Source organism: Porphyrobacter sp. AAP60, from assembly GCF_001296025.1.
Taxonomy (GTDB): domain Bacteria; phylum Pseudomonadota; class Alphaproteobacteria; order Sphingomonadales; family Sphingomonadaceae; genus Erythrobacter.
Window position 1 is genome coordinate 60,096 of record NZ_LJHV01000011.1, and the last position, 20,934, is coordinate 81,029.

The 20,934-nt window shown below is 63.0% G+C and carries 18 protein-coding genes; 11 read left to right on the forward strand and 7 right to left on the reverse strand.

Annotation, left to right across the window (positions count from 1 at the left end; translation table 11 throughout):
- Window positions 1-73 precede the first annotated feature (73 nt).
- Window positions 74-2,359, forward strand: coding sequence for an NADP-dependent malic enzyme (locus IP79_RS10745; RefSeq protein WP_054119305.1), 2,286 nt, complete (start codon window positions 74-76; stop codon window positions 2,357-2,359).
- 94 nt (window positions 2,360-2,453) lie between these two features.
- Here IP79_RS10745 and IP79_RS10750 read toward each other — a convergent pair whose 3' ends face one another.
- Together IP79_RS10750 and trmB are read right to left on the reverse strand one after the other, a co-directional pair.
- Window positions 2,454-2,948: a ferritin-like domain-containing protein gene (locus IP79_RS10750; RefSeq protein ID WP_054119306.1), complete on the reverse strand. Its 495-nt coding sequence runs from the start codon at window positions 2,946-2,948 to the stop codon at window positions 2,454-2,456.
- Window positions 2,949-3,099: 151 nt separating this feature from the next.
- On the reverse strand, window positions 3,100-3,801 hold the full coding sequence (gene trmB / locus IP79_RS10755) for a tRNA (guanine(46)-N(7))-methyltransferase TrmB (protein WP_054119307.1): 702 nt from the start codon (window positions 3,799-3,801) through the stop codon (window positions 3,100-3,102).
- Window positions 3,802-3,899: 98 nt separating this feature from the next.
- Here trmB and IP79_RS10760 point away from each other — a divergent pair, with 98 nt between their 5' ends.
- Window positions 3,900-5,117 carry a mechanosensitive ion channel family protein gene (locus IP79_RS10760; RefSeq protein ID WP_054119308.1) on the forward strand — a complete coding sequence of 406 codons (1,218 nt, stop codon included), beginning with the start codon at window positions 3,900-3,902 and terminating at the stop codon, window positions 5,115-5,117.
- Between the two features lie 146 nt (window positions 5,118-5,263).
- Here the strand turns inward: IP79_RS10760 and ctrA are convergent, their stop codons facing one another.
- From ctrA to lptB, 3 genes are all read right to left on the reverse strand, one after another.
- The gene (gene ctrA / locus IP79_RS10765; protein ID WP_054119309.1) at window positions 5,264-5,959 is read right to left on the reverse strand and encodes a response regulator transcription factor CtrA; all 696 of its coding nucleotides are present in this window, start codon (window positions 5,957-5,959) and stop codon (window positions 5,264-5,266) included.
- A 201-nt stretch (window positions 5,960-6,160) separates the two neighbouring features.
- Entirely contained in the window at window positions 6,161-7,660 is a 1,500-nt protein-coding gene (rpoN, locus tag IP79_RS10770) for an RNA polymerase factor sigma-54 (protein ID WP_054119310.1), read from the reverse strand.
- A gap of 2 nt (window positions 7,661-7,662) precedes the next feature.
- Window positions 7,663-8,442 (reverse strand): LPS export ABC transporter ATP-binding protein, encoded by a 780-nt coding sequence (lptB, locus tag IP79_RS10775; protein ID WP_054119311.1) that lies wholly within the window; start codon window positions 8,440-8,442, stop codon window positions 7,663-7,665.
- Window positions 8,443-8,682: 240 nt separating this feature from the next.
- Here lptB and IP79_RS10780 point away from each other — a divergent pair, with 240 nt between their 5' ends.
- Window positions 8,683-9,060 (forward strand): hypothetical protein, encoded by a 378-nt coding sequence (locus tag IP79_RS10780; RefSeq protein WP_054119312.1) that lies wholly within the window; start codon window positions 8,683-8,685, stop codon window positions 9,058-9,060.
- A gap of 69 nt (window positions 9,061-9,129) precedes the next feature.
- The gene (locus tag IP79_RS10785) at window positions 9,130-10,494 is read left to right on the forward strand and encodes a mechanosensitive ion channel domain-containing protein (RefSeq protein ID WP_054119313.1); all 1,365 of its coding nucleotides are present in this window, start codon (window positions 9,130-9,132) and stop codon (window positions 10,492-10,494) included.
- 13 nt (window positions 10,495-10,507) lie between these two features.
- On the opposite strand, the gene ppa is transcribed toward IP79_RS10785, so the two are convergent.
- A complete protein-coding gene (gene ppa, locus IP79_RS10790; protein ID WP_054119314.1) occupies window positions 10,508-11,047 on the reverse strand; it encodes an inorganic diphosphatase in 540 nt (179 codons plus the stop codon).
- A 120-nt stretch (window positions 11,048-11,167) separates the two neighbouring features.
- On the opposite strand from ppa, the gene hisS reads away from it, so the two are divergent.
- The 7 genes from hisS (at window position 11,168) to IP79_RS10825 (ending at window position 19,786) form a co-directional block, all read left to right on the forward strand.
- A complete protein-coding gene (gene hisS, locus IP79_RS10795; protein ID WP_082337172.1) occupies window positions 11,168-12,565 on the forward strand; it encodes a histidine--tRNA ligase in 1,398 nt (465 codons plus the stop codon).
- On the forward strand, window positions 12,562-13,629 hold the full coding sequence (gene prfA / locus IP79_RS10800; RefSeq protein ID WP_054119315.1) for a peptide chain release factor 1: 1,068 nt from the start codon (window positions 12,562-12,564) through the stop codon (window positions 13,627-13,629). The genes hisS and prfA overlap by 4 nt, the downstream gene beginning before the upstream one ends.
- 107 nt (window positions 13,630-13,736) lie before the next feature.
- Entirely contained in the window at window positions 13,737-14,558 is an 822-nt protein-coding gene (gene prmC, locus IP79_RS10805; RefSeq protein WP_054119316.1) for a peptide chain release factor N(5)-glutamine methyltransferase, read from the forward strand.
- A gap of 268 nt (window positions 14,559-14,826) precedes the next feature.
- Window positions 14,827-15,627 carry a DUF4167 domain-containing protein gene (locus tag IP79_RS10810; RefSeq protein ID WP_054119317.1) on the forward strand — a complete coding sequence of 267 codons (801 nt, stop codon included), beginning with the start codon at window positions 14,827-14,829 and terminating at the stop codon, window positions 15,625-15,627.
- 38 nt (window positions 15,628-15,665) lie between these two features.
- On the forward strand, window positions 15,666-17,237 hold the full coding sequence (gene lnt / locus IP79_RS10815) for an apolipoprotein N-acyltransferase (RefSeq protein WP_233994176.1): 1,572 nt from the start codon (window positions 15,666-15,668) through the stop codon (window positions 17,235-17,237).
- 100 nt (window positions 17,238-17,337) lie between these two features.
- Window positions 17,338-18,561 carry a methionine adenosyltransferase gene (metK, locus tag IP79_RS10820; RefSeq protein ID WP_054119319.1) on the forward strand — a complete coding sequence of 408 codons (1,224 nt, stop codon included), beginning with the start codon at window positions 17,338-17,340 and terminating at the stop codon, window positions 18,559-18,561.
- A 22-nt stretch (window positions 18,562-18,583) separates the two neighbouring features.
- Entirely contained in the window at window positions 18,584-19,786 is a 1,203-nt protein-coding gene (locus IP79_RS10825; protein WP_054119320.1) for a DUF418 domain-containing protein, read from the forward strand.
- Here IP79_RS10825 and IP79_RS10830 read toward each other — a convergent pair.
- Complete coding sequence (locus IP79_RS10830; RefSeq protein WP_054119321.1) at window positions 19,783-20,934, reverse strand: CaiB/BaiF CoA transferase family protein; 1,152 nt, start codon at window positions 20,932-20,934, stop codon at window positions 19,783-19,785. The two genes, IP79_RS10825 and IP79_RS10830, sit on opposite strands and share 4 nt — an antisense overlap.

The following is a 20,934-nucleotide window of genomic DNA, read 5'->3' on the forward strand; positions in this document are numbered from 1 at the left end:
CCCTATCGCTGGCGCGCGCGCCTCGCTAAGCGGAGCACCTGTTTGCTTAGGTTAGAAAAAGGGATCAGCCACGATGGCCGACGAAAACGCCGCACAGAACGGTACTGAAGGCAGGGGCGGCTTCACCGCGCGCGAGGCGTTGTTCTATCACGAGACCATCCGCCCCGGTAAGCTGGAGATCGTCGCTACCAAGCCGATGACCTCGCAGCGCGATCTTTCGCTGGCCTATTCGCCGGGTGTGGCCGTGCCGGTTGAAGCCATCGCTGCCGATCCCTCGCTCGCCGCGCGTTACACCGCCAAGGCGAACCTTGTGGCGGTGATTTCCAACGGCACCGCGATCCTCGGCCTCGGCAATCTCGGCGCACTGGCATCCAAGCCGGTGATGGAAGGCAAGGCGGTGCTGTTCAAGCGGTTCGCCGACGTGGATTCGATCGACATCGAACTCGACACCGAAGATCCCGAAGCCTTCATCAACGCGGTGGCGCTGATGGAGCCCACATTCGGCGGCATCAATCTGGAAGATATCAAGGCGCCCGAATGCTTCATCATCGAAGCCGCGCTGCGCGAACGCATGAAAATCCCGGTAATGCATGATGACCAGCACGGCACCGCGATTATCACTGCCGCCGGTTTGCTCAACGCCTGTCACATCACTGGCCGCGATTTCAAGGACGTGAAGGTGGTGGTCAATGGTGCTGGCGCTGCTGCGATCGCCTGCACCGCGCTGATCAAGGCGATGGGCGTGCGCCACGAAAACGTGATTCTGTGCGACCGTTCCGGCCCGATCACTCCGGGCCGCGAAGGCGTTGACCAGTGGAAGAGCGCCCATGCGGTTGCCACCACCGCCACCAGCCTTGAAGAGGCGTTGGTTGGCGCTGACATCTTCCTCGGCCTTTCGGCGGCGGGCGCGTTGAAGCCCGAGTGGGTGCGCAAGATGGCCGACAAGCCGATCATTTTCGCCATGGCCAATCCCGTGCCCGAAATCATGCCCGATGAAGCCAAGGCCGTGCGCCCTGATGCGATCATCGCCACCGGGCGCAGTGATTTCCCCAATCAGGTCAACAACGTGTTAGGCTTCCCCTTCATCTTCCGCGGCGCGCTGGATGTGCAGGCGACGACCATCAACGAAGAAATGAAGGTCGCTGCCGCCGAAGCGATTGCCCATCTGGCGCGCCAGCAGGTGCCGGAAGAAGTGGCGAGTGCTTACGGCCAGAACCACAAGTTCGGCACCAATTACATCATCCCCGCGCCGTTCGATCCGCGTCTGATCGAGGTGGTGTCCTCGGCAGTCGCCAAGGCAGCGATGGATTCGGGCGTAGCGCGCGCCCGGATCGAGGATTTCGACGCCTACCGGATGCAGTTGCGCAGCCGCCTCAATCCGACAACATCGGTGCTATCGGGCGTTTACGAAGTCGCGCGCACCAACCCCAAGCGCATGGTGTTTGCCGAAGCGGAAGAAGAAGTGGTGCTGCGCGCCGCGATCCAGTTCCGCGATTTCGGCTATGGCACCCCTATCCTTGTGGGCCGCACCAAGGCGGTGCTGGACAAACTGCACCAGCTTTCGGTCGGCGATCCCGGCAGTTTCGAAATCCAGAACTCGGCCGATAGCGAACATGTGCCGGCGATGGTGGAGTATCTCTACAACCGGCTCCAGCGGCGCGGCTTTACCGAACGTGACGTGCGCCGCATGGTCAATCAGGAACGCAACGTATTTGCAGCGTTGCTGGTCGCACTCGGCCACGGCGACGGGATGATCACCGGTATGACCCGCACCTTTGCCCAGACCGTGCGCGAGGTGAACCTGGTGCTCGATCCCAAGGAAGGCGCACTGCCGTTCGGCATCCACATGATGATCGGCAAGAACCACACGACCTTCCTCGCCGATACCACGATCAACGAGCGCCCCAATGCAGCCGAACTGGCCCACATTGCCAAGGAAACGGCTGCTGTTGCCCGCCGCATGGGCCACGAACCGCGCGTCGCCTTCCTCAGCTATTCGACCTTCGGCAATCCTTCGGGCCAATGGCTGAACTCGATCCGCGAGGCTGTTGCGATCCTTGACCGCGAAGAGCCCGGCTTCGAATATGAAGGCGAAATGGCGCCAGACGCGGCGCTGAACCCCAAGGTGATGGCGCTCTACCCGTTCAGCCGCCTGTCCGGGCCTGCAAACGTGCTGATCATGCCGGGTCTGCAATCGGCCAACCTTTCGGCCAAGTTGCTGCGCGAACTGGGCAGCAACGCGACCATTGGCCCGATGATGATCGGAATGTCCAAGCCGGTGCAGATTGTACCGATGACCGCGTCCGTGCCCGATGTTCTGACACTGGCCGTTTTGGCGGGCGCGGGGGTGGTCGGGTAAAGCGTACCGCGCACGACAAAAAGGGCACGACCCGACTGGCCGTGCCCCTTTTGCCAAGAGCGAGCCGCTGGCCGCTCTGCTTGTCGATCCGATGTTACGCTGCTGCCTTGTTGACTTCGCCCGTGGCGATTTCGGTCATGGTGCGATCACCGCTATAGGTATTGTCGAGGCACGTCTGCAGAACCTTGGCATCGTCGTTCAGGCCGAGACGCTTCGCAAAGGCGACGACTGTGCCGTACCCTGCCAGACCATAATGGGTCATACGCTGGTACTGCGTGATGATCGAAGCATCGAGCACATCCTTGTCCGAAATGTCGGCCTCAAGCGCGTGAGCCTTCACTTCCTTCACAAGGCCTTCCATGCCCTTGCAGAATTCGCCGGTGGGTTCGGCATCATGGCTCTTGATCAGCTTGCCGACCTGTTCGATCCCTTCGCCGATACCATCGACGCCGTTCTTCAGTGCTGTCTTCAGCGCGTCCGAAGTCGCCTTTTCATGCAGCTTCTTGGTCGCGGCGAGCGATTGCTTGTTGGCGCTGTAAATGTCCTGAAGCTGGTCGATATACAGATCTTCGAGGGTTGCGATCGTCATGTCTTAATCTCCTGCTTGGATTGTGTTCAATCTGTCAGGATAAGGGCATGGCCCACGACATGTTCCATCGCTAAACGCCCACGGCGCCTTAACACGACGAGGTGCGAGACCGCTGCGATAGATGGCGCTAGGGCGCGGACCGGGCCGGCTTTCAGCGCCGCCGGAAGCGGAAATACCAGACCTCGTGGCCATAGACCGTGCGCGCCTTGTGTTCGTAACGCGTCTCGGGCCAGCCTGAGGGGCGCGCCTGCCAATCGGATGGCTTATCGACCACCCATTCGAACAGGTCGGTGTGGCGCTGCATTACCATCAGCGCGTGGCGCAGGTAGATATCGTGATCAGTGCCGAACCGGAACTCGCCGCCTGGCTTCAGCTTGCTGGCGAGAAGCTTGATCGGGCCGTCATTCACCATCCGCCGCTTGGCATGGCGGGCCTTGGGCCAGGGATCGGGGTGGAGCAGATAGGCCATCGTCAGCGCGCCATCGGGAATGCGGGCCAGTACCTCCAGCGCGTCACCATGATGCAACCGGATGTTCGCGAGCCGCTGGTCCTCGATATGGGTCAGTGCCTGCGCCACTCCGTTGAGGAACGGCTCGGCTCCGATGAACCCGTGGTCGGGCAGCAGGTCGGCGCGGTAGGCGAGATGCTCGCCCCCGCCGAAGCCGATCTCGAAGTGCAGCGGACGCGAATCGCCGAACAGGATCTCCGAAGTGACCGGCCCTTCAGCGGGCACAGCGATCTGCGGCAGGAGGTTGTCGACCAACCCCTGTTGCCGGTTACGCAACTTTTTGCCGACCGAACGACCATAAAGCCGCGCGATAGTGGTCGGATCGCCTTCCTTGAACGCTGTCATGGCCGCAGCCGCTAGGCGTGCCGACGCCTGCTTGTCCAGTCCTGCTGCACCCCACTTGCCTTGCAGGGGCCGGGCAATTGCCGCTATCGGCGCGGTTTATGGATGAGTTGACGCAACTTCTGGCAGGTCAGCCGCCGTGGCTGCAATCGCTGATCGGAGTGACACTGCTGGCGCTTGCCGCGCTGGCGGCGAACTATCTGCTCAAGCATGTGATCCTGCGCGCGGCAGCCCCGTGGCTTGATCGCAAGAGCAAGACGATCGACAAGGCGGTTGGCTGGCTGGTGACGGTGATCCCGCTGCTGGTCGTGGCGAACGGCATCCACCTCGTGCCGTTCCTCGCCGATCGGGCGCGCGAGGTGGTGGCGAATGTCGCGCAGACGCTGATCGTGCTGTCGATCTCGCTCGCTATCGTGAAGACGCTGACCTACCTCAACGAATTGTACGAGCGCCTGCCGCAATCGCGCAATCGCCCGATCAAGGGCTTTTTGCAGGTGGTCAAGATCATCGTGCTCTGCGGCGCGGCGCTGATCGTGATATCAATCCTGATCGACCAGTCGCCGCTGCTGCTGCTTTCCGGGTTGGGCGCGATTACCGCCGTCCTGCTGCTGGTGTTCAAGGACACGATCCTGAGTCTTGTCGCCAGCGTTCAATTGTCCACCAATGACATGCTGCGGGTGGGCGACTGGATCGTGATGGAGAGCATGGGCGCCGATGGCGACGTGGTCGACATCTCGCTGCATACGGTCAAGGTGCAGAATTTCGACAAGACCATCACCACTATCCCGACGCATCGGCTGGTGTCCGACAGCTATCGCAACTGGAGAGGGATGAATGACGCAGGTGCGCGGCGGATCAAGCGCGCGCTGCCCATCGACCAGAGCACCATCCGTTTCCTGTCCGAGGAGGAAGTGGCCGCGCTCCACCAGTTCCGGCTGCTGCGGCCCTATCTGGCCGAAAAGGAGGCCGAAATCGCCGAGTGGAACGCGCGCGAGATGGCGGGCGAGGAAAACCCGGTCAACCGGCGGCGGTTCACCAATCTCGGCATGTTCCGCGCCTATGCGCTCGCCTATCTCGCGCAGCATCCGCGCATAAACGACGGCTTCACGGTCATGGTGCGCCAGCTGGCGCCCGGCGCGCAGGGCCTGCCGATGGAGCTTTACTGCTTTGCCGATACAACGGTCTGGGCTGAATACGAGGGCGTCCAGTCGGACATTTTCGACCACATGCTGTCGATCCTGCCCGAGTTCCACCTGCGCTTATTCCAGGAGCCATCGGGGGTCGATTTCGGAAGCCTGACGACAGGCGACCGGATGTAACTCCGGTCAGCGTTGAGCGGCTGCTGGAAGGGTAGGCCAAACGGCCTGAAATGCCGCAAGGCCGACCGGCCGCCCGCAGGCGCTCGATCCCGCAGGGATCGAAACGCGCCGAGGACGCTCGCCCGGAGGGGCGAGCGAAAATCAGATTACGCCGCTTCGACCACCGTTTCGTCATCGCGCAGCACATAGCCGCGGCCCCACACGGTTTCGATGTAGTTCTCGCCGCCGCAAGCCAGCGACAGCTTCTTGCGCAGCTTGCAGATGAACACATCGATGATCTTGAGTTCCGGCTCGTCCATCCCGCCATAGAGGTGGTTGAGGAACATTTCCTTGGTTAGCGTGGTGCCCTTGCGCAAGCTCAGGAGTTCCAGCATCGCATATTCCTTGCCGGTCAGATGCACGCGGCTGCCATCGACTTCGACCGTCTTGGCATCAAGGTTCACGGCCAGCTTGCCGGTGCGAATGACCGACTGCGAATGGCCCTTGGAACGGCGCACCACGGCATAGATGCGGGCGACCAGTTCTTCGCGGTGGAACGGCTTGGTCACATAATCATCAGCGCCGAAGCCGAAGCTGCGGATCTTCGAATCCATTTCCGAAATGCCCGAGAGGATCAGCACCGGGGTCTGCACCTTGGCGACGCGCAGCTTTTTCAGCACGTCATAGCCGTGCATGTCGGGCAGGTTCAGGTCGAGCAGGATGATGTCGTAATCATACAGCTTGCCCAGATCCAAACCCTCTTCGCCGAGGTCGGTCGAATAGACATTGAAGCCTTCGGTGGTGAGCATCAGCTCGATCGCCTTGGCGGTGGTCGGTTCGTCTTCGATCAGCAGAACGCGCATTGCAGTCCCCTATCCTTGCCCCTGGTAACCCTCGCTTAGGAGAGGTTTCCGTCTGTTAACCACGCCACTTCTCACCAAAAAAGGTTAATAAGAAGTTTAGGGCGTTAACTTTTTGCAGTGAGTCTTTCGAGTCACACTCGGTGCGTGGCACCTGTCGCGCGACTAGGGCGTTAGGAAAGTGCTGTCTTCTGCGGAAAAATCCTAAGATGCGCCTGCGAGTTTTTTAGCCCTGCGCCGTTCTGCACTCGATCCCAGGCCGATCGCCTCGCGATATTTGGCGACCGTGCGCCGCGCGAGGTCGAAGCCTTCTTTTTGCAGCATTTCGGCCAATTGCTGGTCGGACAGGATGTTCTTGGCGGTCTCTGCATCGATCAGCGCCTTGATCCGCGCCTTGATTGCGGCGGAGGAAGCGCCCTCGCCATCGGCAGACGCTACTCCGCTGGTGAAGAAGTATTTCAGTTCGAACGTCCCGCGCGCGCAGGCGAGGTATTTGTTGCTGGTGACGCGGCTGACCGTGCTTTCGTGCATCTCGATCTTCTCGGCCACTTCGCGCAAGGTCAGCGGGCGCAGTTCGGCAACACCGCGGCGGAAGAACCCGTCCTGCTGGCGCACGATCTCGGCGGCGGTCTTGAGAATCGTTTTCTGTCGCTGATCCAGCGCACGAATCAGCCAGTGCGCATCGGCCAGCTTTTCCTTGAGCCAGCCTTGCGATTGCTTGTCGGCCGCCCCGGCATTGAGTTCGACAAAATAGCCACGGTTGACGATCAGCTTGGGCAGGGTGTCTTCGTTCAGCGCGATATCCCATCCGCCCTTGCCGTTGTCCGCCAGCAGAATGTCGGGCACCACGGTGCTGGTAGCAGATGATGCAAAGGCAAGGCCGGGGCGCGGATTGTAGCTGCGCAGTTCGCGCAGCATATCGGCGAAATCCTCGTCATCCACGCGGCACAGGCGTTTCAACCGCTCCACCTCACCGCGCGCCACCAGTTCGAGATTGGCGATCAGCGCGGCCATGCATGGATCATAACGATCCGCCTCGCGCGCCTGAATTGCGATGCATTCGGCCAGATTGCGCGCGCCCACGCCTGATGGATCAAGCGACTGCACCAGATTCAGTGCGGTTTCGGCCTCGTACAGCGCAACGCCGAGATCGGTCGCGATCTCGTCGACCGGTGTGGCCAGATAGCCCGCATCGTCCAGCAGCCCGATGATGTGGCGTGCAACAAAGGCGGTGCGCGGATCACTGGTGAGTGTGCCGATCTGGCCTTCGAGGTGTTCAGCCAGCGTCACATCTGCGGCGCGCAGCTGTTCCCAATCGGGCATCTCGTCAAAATCGCCGCCCGAACCGCCCGTGGCTGCTGCGCCCCATTCGGCGTCGCGCGCGCCCCGCGCATCGCCGTCGCCAGTGTCCCAGTCACGATCGACCGAGGCGAGATCGAGCGGCGCATCGCCCTCGCCGCCGCCCAGTGCCATCAACTGGTCGGCGGGTGCATCTTCGGGCAGCGTTGCCACCAACTCTCCGCGTTCCGGTTCATCCGCCGCGGGGGCACCGGTGTCTAGCAGCGGATTGGCTTCCATCGCCTCGGCAATGAAGGTTTCGATTTCGAGGTTCGATGCTGCCAGCAGCTTGATCGCCTGCTGCAATTGCGGCGTCATTACCAGCGATTGCGACTGCCTCAGATCAAGGCGGGGGCCAAGTGCCATGTCTAGAGCGTAAAGCTCTCGCCGAGATAGAGCCGCCGCACGTTTTCATCGGCGACCAGTTCCTGCGGGGAGCCTGCAAACAGCACCTGTCCGCCATAGATGATGCAGGCGCGGTCGACGATGTCGAGCGTTTCGCGCACGTTGTGATCGGTGATCAGCACGCCGATGCCGCGCTGCTTCAGATCCTTCACCAGATCGCGGATATCGCTGATCGACAGCGGGTCGATCCCGGCAAAGGGTTCATCCAGCAGCATGATCGAAGGCTTGGCCGCCAGCGCGCGGGCGATTTCGCAGCGTCGCCGCTCACCGCCCGAAAGCGCCATGGCGGGCGATGCGCGCAAACGGGCGAGGCCGAACTCATCGAGCAGCCGTTCAAGTTCGCCAGCGCGCGTCTCTCTATCGGGCTCGACCAGTTCGAGCACGCTGGCGATGTTCTGTTCCACCGTCAGTCCGCGAAAGATGCTGGTTTCCTGCGGTAGATAGCCCAGCCCCAGGATCGCGCGGCGATACATCGGCAGCTTGGTCACATCCTCGCCGTCCATCAGGATGCGGCCCGAATCAGGCTTCACCAGACCCATGATCGAATAGAAACAGGTGGTCTTGCCCGCGCCGTTGGGGCCAAGCAGGCCGAACACTTCGCCCTTGGCCACTTCGAACGAAATATCGGTCAGCACCGCGCGCTTGTCATAGCTTTTGGCGATCGAGATCACTTCAAGCCCGCTGCCAAGCGGCTGGGCAGGTGCGGCTTCGGCAGCCTGATCGGGAAGAGTGGACGTGTTCATTGCCAAAGGTCTTTAGCAGCCTTGAAGCAGCAGGAAAGGGTCCGAAGGCGTTTGGCAGGATTTTTGCTTAACCCCGCCGGCAATCCCGCCCCGCCAGCAAAGCCTGTGCAATTCTCGTGAGTTGGACCGTGCCTGATGCGTTTGACGCAACAAAATGGCAGAATTCCGCGCCTTCTTGCAACTCTGCGACAGCTTTGCGATAGTGTGTCACAGACTTGAAACCGTTGGGGAGCGGCACGAATGGTAAATGCAGACAATCGCGCCAAGGCGCAGGCGCTGACCAAGGACCGGACACGGGACTGGCGCAAGGCGATGAGCGATCACGTTGCCTATGGCCTGTTGGTCTACACCGCTTTGCAGATTTTCGTGACCGTCAAGGCGTTGGCGGACGGGTCTTCCGGTCTTCTTCCCTATCTGGCGCTGATAGTGCTGGTAGCCGGTATCATCCCGGTGTGCCGCTGGTTCGAGAAACGTTGGGCTGTGCTGAGCGATGCCGAGGCGATTAACCCGGCCCATGCTCCCGCCTTCCGTCGCGATGTCGCGGCGCTGTGGGCGATGGCGGTGGGCCTGCCCTTCGGTCTGACGTTGATCTTCAAGATGCTCCTCGCATTCACCTGACGGCCGGATGCGCATCGCCGCGCCCGGCGGCGATTTGCAATCCGGCCACAATACGGGTCTTATGGCACGATGATCCGTCTGGTTCTGTTCGTGCTCGCGCTCACCCTCACTGTGTCGGCCAGTGCCGCCCTACCCGGTCTTGTCGCCGAGGGGGATGAGGCGCCGCAGGCCGCCGCCGCAGAAACCGCCATCGCGCAGGCCCAGCAGGACGACGAGGACCCGCGCATAGCCCGAAGAATCGAGGGTATCTTCGCGGAGCTGCCGGGGTTCGAGACGGTCGGTGTCGAAGTCAGCGAAGGGGTGGTGCGGCTCACCGGTTCACTCCCCGAAGCCGAAGCGATTGCCCGCGCCGAGGGGATCGCCGCGCGCGTGAGCGGCGTGGTGACGGTGGAAAATGCCATCACCCGCGACCTTTCGGTCGGGCAAAACCTCTCGATCTTCTCGCAGATCGCCGAAATCGTGGATGGCGCGTATGCGGCGCTGCCGCTGTTCGGGCTCGCCGCGCTGGTGGCGCTGGTGATCGGCGCGCTCGGCTATGCGATCGCAGGGGCCGGCTCGGTATGGGACCGGATCGCGCCCAATGCTTTCCTTGCCGAACTTATCCGCAGCGCCATCCGTTTCCTGTTTGTGATCTTCGGGCTGGTGATCGCGCTCGATATGCTGGGGGCGGGCGCGCTGCTGGGCGCGGTGCTGGGCGGCGCCGGGGTGCTCGGCATCGCGCTGGGCTTTGCGATGCGCGACATGATCGAGAACTATGTCGCCTCGTTGATGCTCAGTCTGCGCCAGCCGTTCCGCCCCAAGGATCACGTGCTGATCGACAGTTACGAAGGCCGGGTGATCCGCCTCACCAGCCGCGCAACGATCCTGATGACGCTGGAAGGCAACCACCTGCGCATCCCCAATTCGCAGGTCTTCAAGGCGGTGATCCTCAACTACAGCACCAACCCGCAGCGACGCTTCGATTTCGAGCTGGGTATCGATTCCGACGACGACCCGCGCCCGGCAATGAAGTGCGGAATCGGGGCCCTGCAAGCGTTACCTTTCCTGCTTGGCGAGCCCGAGCCCAAGGCTCATATCCGGCTTGTCGGCGATTCGAATATCACGTTGCAGTTTTTCGGCTGGATCGACCAGCGCGAGGCCGACTGGCTCAAGTCCCGCAGCCTCGCCATCGCAGCGGTCAAGGATGCCTTGGAAGCAGCCGGTTTCCAGCTGCCCGAGCCCATCTACCGGCTGCGTTTCGACGGTCGCACCGATCCGCTGCCGATCGGCCGGTCCGGCACCAATGCGCCGTCCGCGAAACTTCGCAAGCCAGCGCCCGAAGCGGCGCACGACGTTGCCCCCGAACGCGAAATTGCGGAAATGATCGAGAACGAGCGCGGGCCGAAGACCGGGCGGAGGGACGATCTTCTCGACCCCGACCGCCCGATCGAATGACCCGGCCGCGCAATCAGGCGGTCTTGGCCGCCTCGTAACGCTCGATCGCCTCGATGGTGATCTGACGCGCTTCGGCGGCATCGCCCCACTTGCCCACGCGCACCCACTTTTCGGCTTCCAGATCCTTGTAGTGGGTGAAGAAGTGTTCGATCTGCTGGAAGATGATCGAAGGCAGGTCGCTGGTTTCGACCACGTCGGCGTAGTACGGGAATGTCTCTTTCACCGGCACGCAGATCAGCTTTTCATCGCCGCCCTGCTCGTCCTCAAGGTTCAGCACGCCGATCGGGCGGGCGCGCACCACGCAGCCCGGAATGAAGGGCGAACGCGCAATCACCAGCGCATCCAGCGGATCGCCATCGGGGCTGAGCGTGTGCGGCACGAAGCCGTAATTCGCGGGATAGCGCATCGGCGTGTGCAGGATGCGATCAACGAACAGCGCGCCGCTTTCTTTGTCGAATTCATACTTCACCGGCTCGCCCCCGGTGGGCACCTCGATGATGACGTTGAGATCGTCGGGCGGGTTCACGCCGGTGGGGATCTTGTCGATGCGCATGGGTTGTCTCTTTTGCGATTTGAGAGGCTGAATGATTGTGCGGCGGCCCTTAAAGCGTGTCGCGGCATTGCGAAAGACCCCGCGTGGCCTTAATCGCCCCCTTCCCTTCAAGGACTCCCTATGAGCAAGAAAACACCGCAAGCGATCAGAGGCACCCAGGACATTTTCGGCGCCGATGCCGAAGCTTTCGCCTTCGTGGTCGAAACCTTCGAGCGTGTGCGCCGCCTGTATCGGTTCCGCCGGGTGGAAATGCCGGTGTTCGAGAAGACCGAGGTGTTTGCGCGGTCCTTGGGCGAAACGACCGATGTGGTGTCGAAGGAAATGTATTCCTTCGACGACCGGGGCGGCGAGAGCCTGACCCTGCGGCCCGAATTCACGGCGGGGATTGCGCGCGCTTTCCTCACCAACGGCTGGCAACAATATGCACCCTTGAAGGTGGCAACCCACGGCCCGCTGTTCCGCTACGAGCGCCCGCAAAAGGGCCGCTACCGCCAGTTCCACCAGATCGACGCCGAAGTGATCGGCGCAGGCGAGCCGCAAGCGGACGTCGAGCTGCTGGCGATGGCTGATCAACTGCTGCGCGAGCTAGGCATCAACGATGTAACGCTGCACCTCAACACGCTCGGCGACGGCGAAAGCCGCGAGGCGTGGCGGGCGGCTTTGGTCGAATACTTCCTAGCGGTGAAGGACCAACTGTCAGAAGAATCGCAGGAGCGGCTGGAGAAGAACCCGCTGCGGATTCTGGATTCGAAGGATGCGCGCGATAAGCCGTTTCTGGCCGATGCGCCGAAGATCGATGCGTTTCTGTCGGAGGAGGCTTCGACGTTCTTCGCTGCGGTAACCAGCGGACTGGACGCGGCTGGGGTGAAGTGGGTGCGGGCGGAAAGCCTTGTGCGGGGCCTCGACTATTACCGGCACACGGCGTTTGAATTCATCCCCGACGAGGGCAGCGCCTCGGCGGCGGCTCTGGGGAGCCAAAGCACGGTGCTGGGCGGTGGGCGTTATGACGGGCTGATGGAATCGCTCGGCGGTGCAGCCACGCCTGCGGTGGGTTGGGCTGCGGGGATCGAGCGGTTGGCGATGCTGGTGGGAGTCAATGTGCCCAGTCACGGCCTCGATGTGGCGATCATCCCGATGGGCGATGCCGCATTGGATCAGGCCAACCGGATCGCGCGGCAATTGCGCGACCAGTCGAACAGCGTCGAAATCATGGCCACGGGCAAGATGAAAAAGCGCATGAGCCGCGCCAATGAGAGCGGCGCCTTGCTGGCGATCCTGATTGGCGAGGATGAACTGGCAGCTGGAGAGGTCACCGTGAAGGATTTGCACGGTGGCGAACAGCTACGGATGCCGCCCAATGACCTGCCCGACACGGTGGCGCAGGCGCAAAACGCCCACTGGATGCGGATTGCAGAGGCTGCGGGATACGTTTCCCCGGATGGCGGGTTTGAATCCGAGGATCTCGGCGACGATTTCCTTGCCGATGATGGCATAGCCGACGGCCCGCGGCCCAAATGACTATCCCCCCCGAGCGCCTTGACCAGATCGCGCACCGCTTTGCGGAGCTGGAAGCGCGCATGGCGTCCGGCACGCTGGAGGGTGAGGCCTTCGTTCGTGCCTCCCGCGACTATGCCGAGCTTGAACCGGTGGCGAAAATCGCTGCCGAGGTGAAATCCGCGCGCGAGGAAATGGCGGGGCTTTCCGAAATGCTCGCCGACCCCGAAATGAAGGCGATGGCCGAGGAAGAACTGGCTGAGATCAAGGCGACCCTCCCCGATCTCGAACGCCGCCTCGCCATCGCGCTGCTGCCGCGCGACTCTGCGGATGCCAAGCCTGCGATGCTCGAAATCCGCGCCGGTACGGGAGGCGATGAAGCCGCGCTGTTCGCCGCCGATCTTTACCGGATGTACGAACGCTACGCCGCCGAACAGGGCTGGAAGGTCGAAGCGGTCAGCATCAACGCGTCCGACATCGGCGGATTTAAGGAAGTGATCGCCAACGTCACCGGCACCGGCGTCTTCGCCAAGCTGAAGTTCGAAAGCGGTGTCCACCGCGTGCAGCGCGTGCCCGCCACCGAAAGCGGCGGACGCATCCACACCAGCGCGGCGACCGTGGCGGTACTGCCGGAGCCTGACGAGGTGGACGTTTCGGTCGAGGAGAAAGACCTCAAGATCGACGTCTACCGGGCCAGCGGCGCCGGGGGCCAGCACGTCAACACCACCGATTCGGCGGTGCGCATCACCCACCTGCCGACCGGCACCGTGGTCACCTGTCAGGACGGGCGCAGCCAGCACAAGAACAAGGAAAAGGCAATGCAGGTGCTGCGCACTCGCCTGTATGATGCCCAGCGCGAGGCGACCCAGGGCGCCGAGGCGGAGGCGCGCAAGGCGATGGTTGGCAGCGGCGATCGTTCGGAACGCATCCGCACCTATAATTTCCCGCAGGGCCGCGTGACCGATCACCGCATCGGACTGACCCTGCACAAGCTTGACGAAGTTCTCGCCGGGCCGGGCCTGGGCGAGTTGGTCGCGGCGCTGATTTCCGAGGACGAGGGCAAGCGGCTGGCAGCGCTGAGCGAATAATTCAGTTCCGTTCGCGCTGAGCTTGTCGAAGGGCTGCACTTTTCCTTTGGCTGGGTAGAAGAAGGAAGAACGGTGCTTCGACAAGCTCAGCACGAACGGGGTTTTTCATGACCGTAGCCGAAGCCATCCGCGCCGCCGCCGAAACGCTCGCCTCCGTCAGCGACACCGCGCGGCTCGATGCCGAATTGCTGATGGCACATGCGCTCGGCCTCTCGCGTTCGGACATGTTGCTGCGGGCTATGCGTGATGCTGCGCCAGCAGCGTTCGCCGTGCTGGTGGAACGCCGTGCGGAGCACGAGCCGGTCGCCTACATCACCGGCACCGCCGAGTTCTACGGCCTTGCTCTTACCGTCACGCCCGCCACGCTGATCCCGCGCGGGGATAGCGAAACGCTGGTGGAGGCCGCGCTCGAACACGCGGGCGCGGCTGGCCGTGCGGTCGATCTGGGTACGGGCACCGGGGCGCTGCTGCTTGCCCTGCTTGCGAATCGCGCTGGTTGGCACGGTGCGGGAATCGACGCCTCGCCGGGCGCTTTGGCGGTGGCGGAAGGCAATGCAGCCGGGCTGGGGCTGGCGGAGCGAAGCAGGTGGCACGTCAGGGATTGGCACACCCCCGGCTGGGCCGACGATCTCGGCACTTTTGATCTGATCCTGTGCAATCCGCCCTATGTTGAGCAGGACGCCGCGCTTGACCGGCAGGTGCGCGATCATGAACCTGCCAGCGCGCTGTTCGCCGGGCCTGAAGGGCTTGACGATTATCGGGTTCTGATCCCGCAGCTTGGCAAGCTGTTTATGCCAGGCGCAGTCGCCATCCTCGAAATTGGTGCGAATCAGGCCGATGCGGTCAGCGCCATCGCCGCTGTGGCTGGCTTCGAGGCAGAATTGCGCCGCGACCTCGCCGGACGACCGCGGGCGCTGATCCTGCGATGAGAAAAGCGCGGCAGGGCTTGGCAAACCTGTTTTGCATCGCTACGTCGATGAAAGGCCAGACGACCTGCGAAGGGCGCAAGTCGCTGGGCCAAGCTCCTAAACTCAGCTGATACCGCCGTCAGGGCAAGCCCCCGGCTGCGGCAGCGCGGAGCGCGCGGTATGCTTTGGCCAGGCCATCGCCTCGGCCATGCGTGACGCGAGAGCAAGGGGTCTGTTGACCGCGCATGGGACATTTCTCGCAGCAGGTCGCTGATAAGGAACAACTTCCTTGAATAACAACAATAATAACCGGAATAACCGTCGTCGTGGACGCGGCAACCGTAATCAGGGCGGCAACGGCGCCCAACTCAACCGGATCGACAGCCGGGCGCGTGGCAATGCGCCGCAGATGCTCGACAAGTACAAGAAGCTTGCGCAGGACGCCCATCACAACGGGGACCGGGTGCAGATGGAGTATTATCTCCAGTTTGCTGACCACTATTTCCGCGTGATCGCTGATAACAAGGCGCGGGTAGATGAACAGCGCGGAGCGCCGCGCCGCAATGACGAGCGCGATTCTGCCGAAGAATTCGGCGATGACGATATCGATTTCGGTTCCGGCCGCCGCAATGAACAGCCGACCCGTTCGCGCCACGAACAGCAGGACAGTGCCTCGCGCTCCGATCAGGACGAGGGCGAGCAGGGACAGGAAGGCGAATCTTTCCTTTCGGAAGGTCGCGATGATGATCGCGGCAGCGAAGGCGGCAGGGATCGTTCCGATCAGCAGCCGCGCCCCCAGGCCGCGCGCCGCCAGCAACGCAAACCGCGTGATGGTGATCGTGATGCTGCCCGTCCCGAGCGCGCCGCCCGTCCGGAACGTGCCGAGCGCCCCGAACGCAGCGAGAAGCGCGCCGAACAGGCCGAAGCCAAGCCCGCGCCCCGCGCTCGCAAGCCGCGCAAGCCGGCCGAGGATGGCCGCGCCAAGGATGTAGGGGGCATTGATTCCTCGATTCTCCCCCCCTCGATCCGCAGCGACGATTCAGGCGGTAGTTCCGGCGATAGCGACGGCACGCTCGAAACAGTCGGCTGATTGCGGTGATGGAGCGGCTGGCTGCGGTTGCGGCGCTGATGCAGCGCCGCCCGGCGTTTGCCGCAGTTGCGCTGGGGCTGTCGGCCGCCTGCGCCTACCCGCCGCTGCACCTGTGGCCGCTGGGGCTTGCCGCATTGGCAGGTTTCGTATGGCTGCTGCACACCGCGCCCACATGGCGGAGCGCATTGTGGCGCGGCTGGTGGTTCGGCTGGGCGCATCTGACGCTCGCCAATAACTGGATCGCCACCGCCTTCACCCATCAGGCCAAAATGCCTGAAGTGCTGGGCTGGGCGGCGGTGCCGCTGCTGTGCATCTATCTTGCGCTCTACCCCGCGCTGGCGGCGTTGGCCGCGCATCTTGTCGCCCGCCGTCAACCGCTGTGGGCGTTCGGCTTCGTGCTGGCAGGCGCGTGGATCGTCACCGAATGGCTGCGCGGCTGGGTGTTCACCGGCTACCCCTGGCCGCCGCTGGGGCTGATACTGCTGGGGAGCTGGGATACGCCGGGGCTGGCGCGATTGCTGCCTTGGATGGGCACTTATGCGCTGTCTGGCGTGGCGGTGCTGTTGGGTTGCGGAGTGCTCGTCGCGATCACTCGCAGACGCGCGACTGATTTGATCGTACCGTTGGTGCCGCTGGCTGCGATCATGCTTGTCCCCGTTACGCCCAGCACTGATAGTGAGCTGCGCTTCACCCTCGTCCAGCCCTACCTTCCGCAATCCGAAATCAACGATCCATCGAAGTTTGAAGAACATTTCGCCCGGATCGCCGCACTCACTAACCCCGGGCGTGACGTCTCGCGGATCGTGCTGTGGCCCGAAAGCGCGATCCCGGACTATCTCGAAGACGGCTATCCCGAACGCTTCTACCAGCAGATGACCGTCGGGGCCGATCCGGAGTTCGCGCGCAAACGTATCGGCGGGATCATCGGCCCGCAATCGACCTTGCTCAGCGGCGTGGTCAATCTGAACATCGGCACCCGCGAGGATGGCAGCCTGGGTGCTGTCAGCGCACGCAATTCGGTCATCGCGTTGAACGGCGAGGGCGAAATCGAGCACCAATACGCCAAGGCGCATCTGGTGCCTTATGGCGAATATCTGCCGATGCGCACCATCCTCGAACCGCTCGGCCTGTCGCGGCTGGTGGCGGGCGCGATCGATTACGAGCCTGGCCCGGGGCCGCGCACGCTAGATCTTGGCGTTCACGGCAAGGCGGGTATCCAGATCTGCTATGAAATCGTGTTCTCCGGCGCGGTCGCGGACAAGGCGGATCGGCCGGATTACATCTTCAATCCATCCAATGATGGCTGGTTCGGCACGTGGGGCCCGCCGCAGCATCTGGCGCAGGCGCGAATGCGCGCGCTGGAGGAAGGGCTGCCGGTGCTGCGTTCAACCACCACCGGGATCAGCGCCGTGATCGATGCGAACGGGATCGTGCGCGGCAGCATCGCCCGGGGCAAGGCAGACAAGCTTGAAGGTTTTGTGCCGCCCGCCCATGCCCCGACGCTGTTTGCGCGACTGGGCCATTGGCTGACGCTGGGCTGGGCGCTGGTGCTGATCGCGCTGGGAATCGCTGTTCCGAGAGTGCTTGCGCTGACCCGCGCGCGCGGCTAGGGCGAACACAAGCAAAGCCGGACATAAAGGTTTCCTTATATCTCTATAAGGTGCCAATCCGGCGCAGAACCGCAGCACTTCAGCCCCTTCCGGAGGATCCATGCGCACCGAATATCTCTTCACCTCGGAAAGCGTTTCCGAAGGCCACCCCGACAAGGTGTCCGACCAGATTTCCGATGCGATTGTGGATCTGTTCCTGTCGAAAGACCCGGAAGCGCGCATCGCCTGCGAAACGTTGACCACCACCCAGCTGGTGGTTCTGGCGGGCGAAATCCGCTGCAAGGGCGTGTTCGAAAATAACGAATGGGCACCCGGCGCCGAAGCAGAGATCGAAAAGACCGTGCGCGAAACGGTGAAGCGCATCGGTTACGAACAGGATGGCTTCCACTGGGAAACCTTCCGCTTTGAAAACAACCTCCACGGCCAGTCCGCGGAAATCGCGCAGGGTGTGGACGCGGGCGATAACAAGGATGAAGGTGCAGGCGATCAGGGCATCATGTTCGGTTACGCGACCGACGAAACCCCCGATCTGATGCCCGCGACCCTGTATTACAGCCACAAGATCCTCGAACGCATGGCGGCAGACCGTCATTCCGGCGCGGCCCCCTTCCTCGAACCCGACGCCAAGAGCCAGGTGACGCTTCGTTACGAGGAATCGCTCCCCGTCGCGGCGACTGCGGTGGTGGTTTCGACCCAGCACAAGCAGGGTTACTGCCTCACTGGGCAGCACGCCGATCCGGCCAAGTACCGCGAGCTGGAATCCTATGTGAAGCGCATCATTTCCGAGGTGATCCCCCCGGTGCTGCTGCGCGGGACGAAGTATTACATCAACCCGACAGGCGCGTTCGAAATCGGCGGGCCGGATGGTGATGCGGGCCTGACCGGGCGCAAGATCATCGTCGACACCTATGGCGGCGCGGCCCCGCATGGCGGCGGCGCATTCAGCGGGAAAGATCCGACCAAGGTTGACCGTTCGGCGGCCTACATCACCCGCTATCTGGCGAAGAATGTCGTCGCGGCAGGCCTTGCCACGCGTTGCACGATCCAGATCGCCTATGCCATCGGCGTGTCCGAGCCGCTGTCGCTTTATGTCGATACGCATGAAACGGGCACGGTGGGTGATGACAAAATCGAACAGGCGCTGCTCGGCATCGCCAAGCTGGGCGGGCTGACCCCGCGCAGCATTCGCACGCACCTTGGCCTCAACAAGCCGATCTACCAGAAGACTGCCGCCTATGGTCATTTCGGGCGCAAGCCGGAAGGCGATACCTTCCCGTGGGAACGGCTTGATCTGGTTGACGATCTGAAGGCAGCGCTCGGCTGATTTTTCGGCTAGGGCGTCATCGATGGTGACGCCCGCCGATCTGCCCCACGTGCATCAGCGCGTCCTTGCGCTTGATGTGCTGCGGGGGATTGCAGTGATCGGGATCGTGGGCATGAATGTCCACGCTTTCGCCCTGCCGGGGCCGGCATACTACAACCCTTTGTCCTATGGTGGCACCGGCCCGGTGGATTACTGGGTATGGCTTGGCAGCTTCGTTTTCATCGAAGACAAGTTCCGCACGCTGTTTGCGATGCTGTTCGGCGTCGGCTGTCTGATCCTGCTGGAAAAGGGCGGTGTGCGTCCGTGGCGCGCGCACTATGCGCGGATGGCGGTGCTGTTCGTGATCGGCCTTGTCCATGCCATTTTGCTGGCCAGCAATGATGTTCTGCGGGCTTATGCGCTGGCCGGATTGGCGCTGCCGCTGCTGGCGGGATTATCGGCGCGGGCGCTGGTTTCTGTCGCGATTGGTCTCATCCTGGTCCATCTTGCCCTGGGCTTGGCCGTCCTTGGTGCGCCCTTGGCCGATTTTCACATGAAACATTCCGGCACGGATGCGCTGTTGTGGGCAGAGCGGCAGTTCGGCCGTGATCCGGCGGCGATCACCATGCTGCTGGAACAGGGGCGTGAGGGGTTGGGAGAGCGGATCGCCCGCCGCTCGAATGGTATTCCGGCACAGTTGCGAGTGCTGGTAGCCTCGCTGCCGCTGAACCTTGCAGCCATGACGCTGGGCATGGGGCTGTGGAAGGCGGGGATGCTGAAGGGGCAATGGCGTGCTTTCCTGCTGCAACGGCTGGCTGCGGGCAGTGCGCTGGTGGCGCTGCCAGGATTGCTGTTGCTGGCGGCATCGCTGGTGGCAGAGGGCTTTCCCGCAGCGCTGGTCGGGCCGGTTGCGCTGGTGCTCTCGGCCCCGTTCGATACGTTGCTGGGGCTGAGCTATGCCGCGCTGGTGATGGCGTTTGTTTCACGTGCAACCTTGCTAACCCGCACGCTGGCTGCGGTCGGCAGGTTGTCGCTGACCAACTATCTGATGACCAGTCTGATCCTTGCCGGGATCTTCGCTGGCTGGGGGCTGGGGCTGTTTGGCGAAGTCACCCGGTGGCAGGCCTTCGCGCTTGGGTTGGTTCCGGTCGCCGCGATGTTGGGGTGGTCGCTGCCATGGGTCAGCCACGTCGGCCAGGGCCCGGTCGAACGGGCGTGGCGCACAGGGGCTAAAGCCCTGTCCTAACCGTCTTCTCCGTGGATTGGAGAAGGACGGTCAAACGCCAGTTCAGCGTCGGAGAATGTGAACGGGCTGCGCACCCCCGCCATCCCGCCAAGCTCCACCCGCATCCCGCGGGCGATCACCTGCGGATCGGCAAAAACCTCGTCCAGCCGGTTGATTGGCCCCGCTGGAACGCCTGCCGCATGGCACGCATCCAGCAGGCCCTGCTTTGTAAAGCCGATCGTGGCGGCCGCGATTTCGGCATCGAGAGCCTGGGCATTGGCCGTCCGGTCACCATTGGTGATGAAGCGCGGGTCGTTGGCCAGATGCACTAACCCCAGCACGTCCATCAGCTTGCGGAACAGCCTGTCATTGGCAGGGGCTAGGATGACGTGACCATCGCTCACCGCAAACACCCCGTAAGGCGCAACCTGCGCGTGGGCATTGCCCATGCGCGGCGGATTTTCGCCAGTGGTGAACATATAGGTCGCCTGATTGGCGAGCAGCCCGACCGAACAATCGAGCAGGCTCATATCGACCTGCTGGCCCCGTCCTGTCCGCGCCCGCATCAGCAGCGCGGCCTGCACGCCGTTGGCGGCCCAGATGCCAGTGGTGATGTCGCTGATCGAAACCCCCATCTTGACCGGATGGCCATCAGGCTCGCCGGTCAGCGACATCAGCCCGCTCATGCCCTGTGCAACAAAGTCGTACCCCGCCTCATGCGCTCTCGGCCCGGTCTGGCCGAAGCCGGTGATGGAGCAATAGACGAGGGCAGGATTGGCCGCCGCAAGACTTGCGTAGTCGAGCCCGAATTTGGCGAGGCTGCCGGTCTTGAAATTCTCGATCAGCACGTCGGCGTCGGCGCACAGCGCTTTCACCCGCGCAAGATCGTCCGGATCGCCAAAGTCGGCGATGACCGAGCGTTTGCCGCGATTGCAGGCGTGATAATAGGCGGCCTCGCGGTGGACTGTGCCCTGTGCGTCGGTGCGCTCGACCCACGGCGGCCCCCACAGCCGGGTGCCATCCCCTTCGGGGCTTTCCACCTTGATCACATCCGCGCCAAGATCGGCAAGAATCTGTCCGCAGAACGGCCCGGCCAGCACGCGCGCCAGTTCCACCACCTTGAGACCCGCCAGCGGCGCGTCGGGGTTGCGCGGTTCGGCCAGCCACAT

Coding starts and splice junctions, on each gene's coding strand:
- IP79_RS10745 (WP_054119305.1), top strand. CDS start 74: ATGGCCGACGAAAACGCCGCACAGAACGGTACTGAAGGCAGGGGCGGC.
- lptB (WP_054119311.1), bottom strand. CDS start 8,442: ATGAACACGTCCACTCTTCCCGATCAGGCTGCCGAAGCCGCACCTGCC.
- ppa (WP_054119314.1), bottom strand. CDS start 11,047: ATGCGCATCGACAAGATCCCCACCGGCGTGAACCCGCCCGACGATCTC.
- IP79_RS10750 (WP_054119306.1), bottom strand. CDS start 2,948: ATGACGATCGCAACCCTCGAAGATCTGTATATCGACCAGCTTCAGGAC.
- lnt (WP_233994176.1), top strand. CDS start 15,666: ATGCAGCGCCGCCCGGCGTTTGCCGCAGTTGCGCTGGGGCTGTCGGCC.
- metK (WP_054119319.1), top strand. CDS start 17,338: ATGCGCACCGAATATCTCTTCACCTCGGAAAGCGTTTCCGAAGGCCAC.
- IP79_RS10825 (WP_054119320.1), top strand. CDS start 18,584: ATGGTGACGCCCGCCGATCTGCCCCACGTGCATCAGCGCGTCCTTGCG.
- prmC (WP_054119316.1), top strand. CDS start 13,737: ATGACCGTAGCCGAAGCCATCCGCGCCGCCGCCGAAACGCTCGCCTCC.
- rpoN (WP_054119310.1), bottom strand. CDS start 7,660: ATGGCACTTGGCCCCCGCCTTGATCTGAGGCAGTCGCAATCGCTGGTA.
- IP79_RS10780 (WP_054119312.1), top strand. CDS start 8,683: ATGGTAAATGCAGACAATCGCGCCAAGGCGCAGGCGCTGACCAAGGAC.
- trmB (WP_054119307.1), bottom strand. CDS start 3,801: ATGACAGCGTTCAAGGAAGGCGATCCGACCACTATCGCGCGGCTTTAT.
- prfA (WP_054119315.1), top strand. CDS start 12,562: ATGACTATCCCCCCCGAGCGCCTTGACCAGATCGCGCACCGCTTTGCG.
- ctrA (WP_054119309.1), bottom strand. CDS start 5,959: ATGCGCGTTCTGCTGATCGAAGACGAACCGACCACCGCCAAGGCGATC.
- hisS (WP_082337172.1), top strand. CDS start 11,168: ATGAGCAAGAAAACACCGCAAGCGATCAGAGGCACCCAGGACATTTTC.
- IP79_RS10785 (WP_054119313.1), top strand. CDS start 9,130: ATGATCCGTCTGGTTCTGTTCGTGCTCGCGCTCACCCTCACTGTGTCG.
- IP79_RS10830 (WP_054119321.1), bottom strand. CDS start 20,934: ATGTGGCTGGCCGAACCGCGCAACCCCGACGCGCCGCTGGCGGGTCTC.
- IP79_RS10760 (WP_054119308.1), top strand. CDS start 3,900: ATGGATGAGTTGACGCAACTTCTGGCAGGTCAGCCGCCGTGGCTGCAA.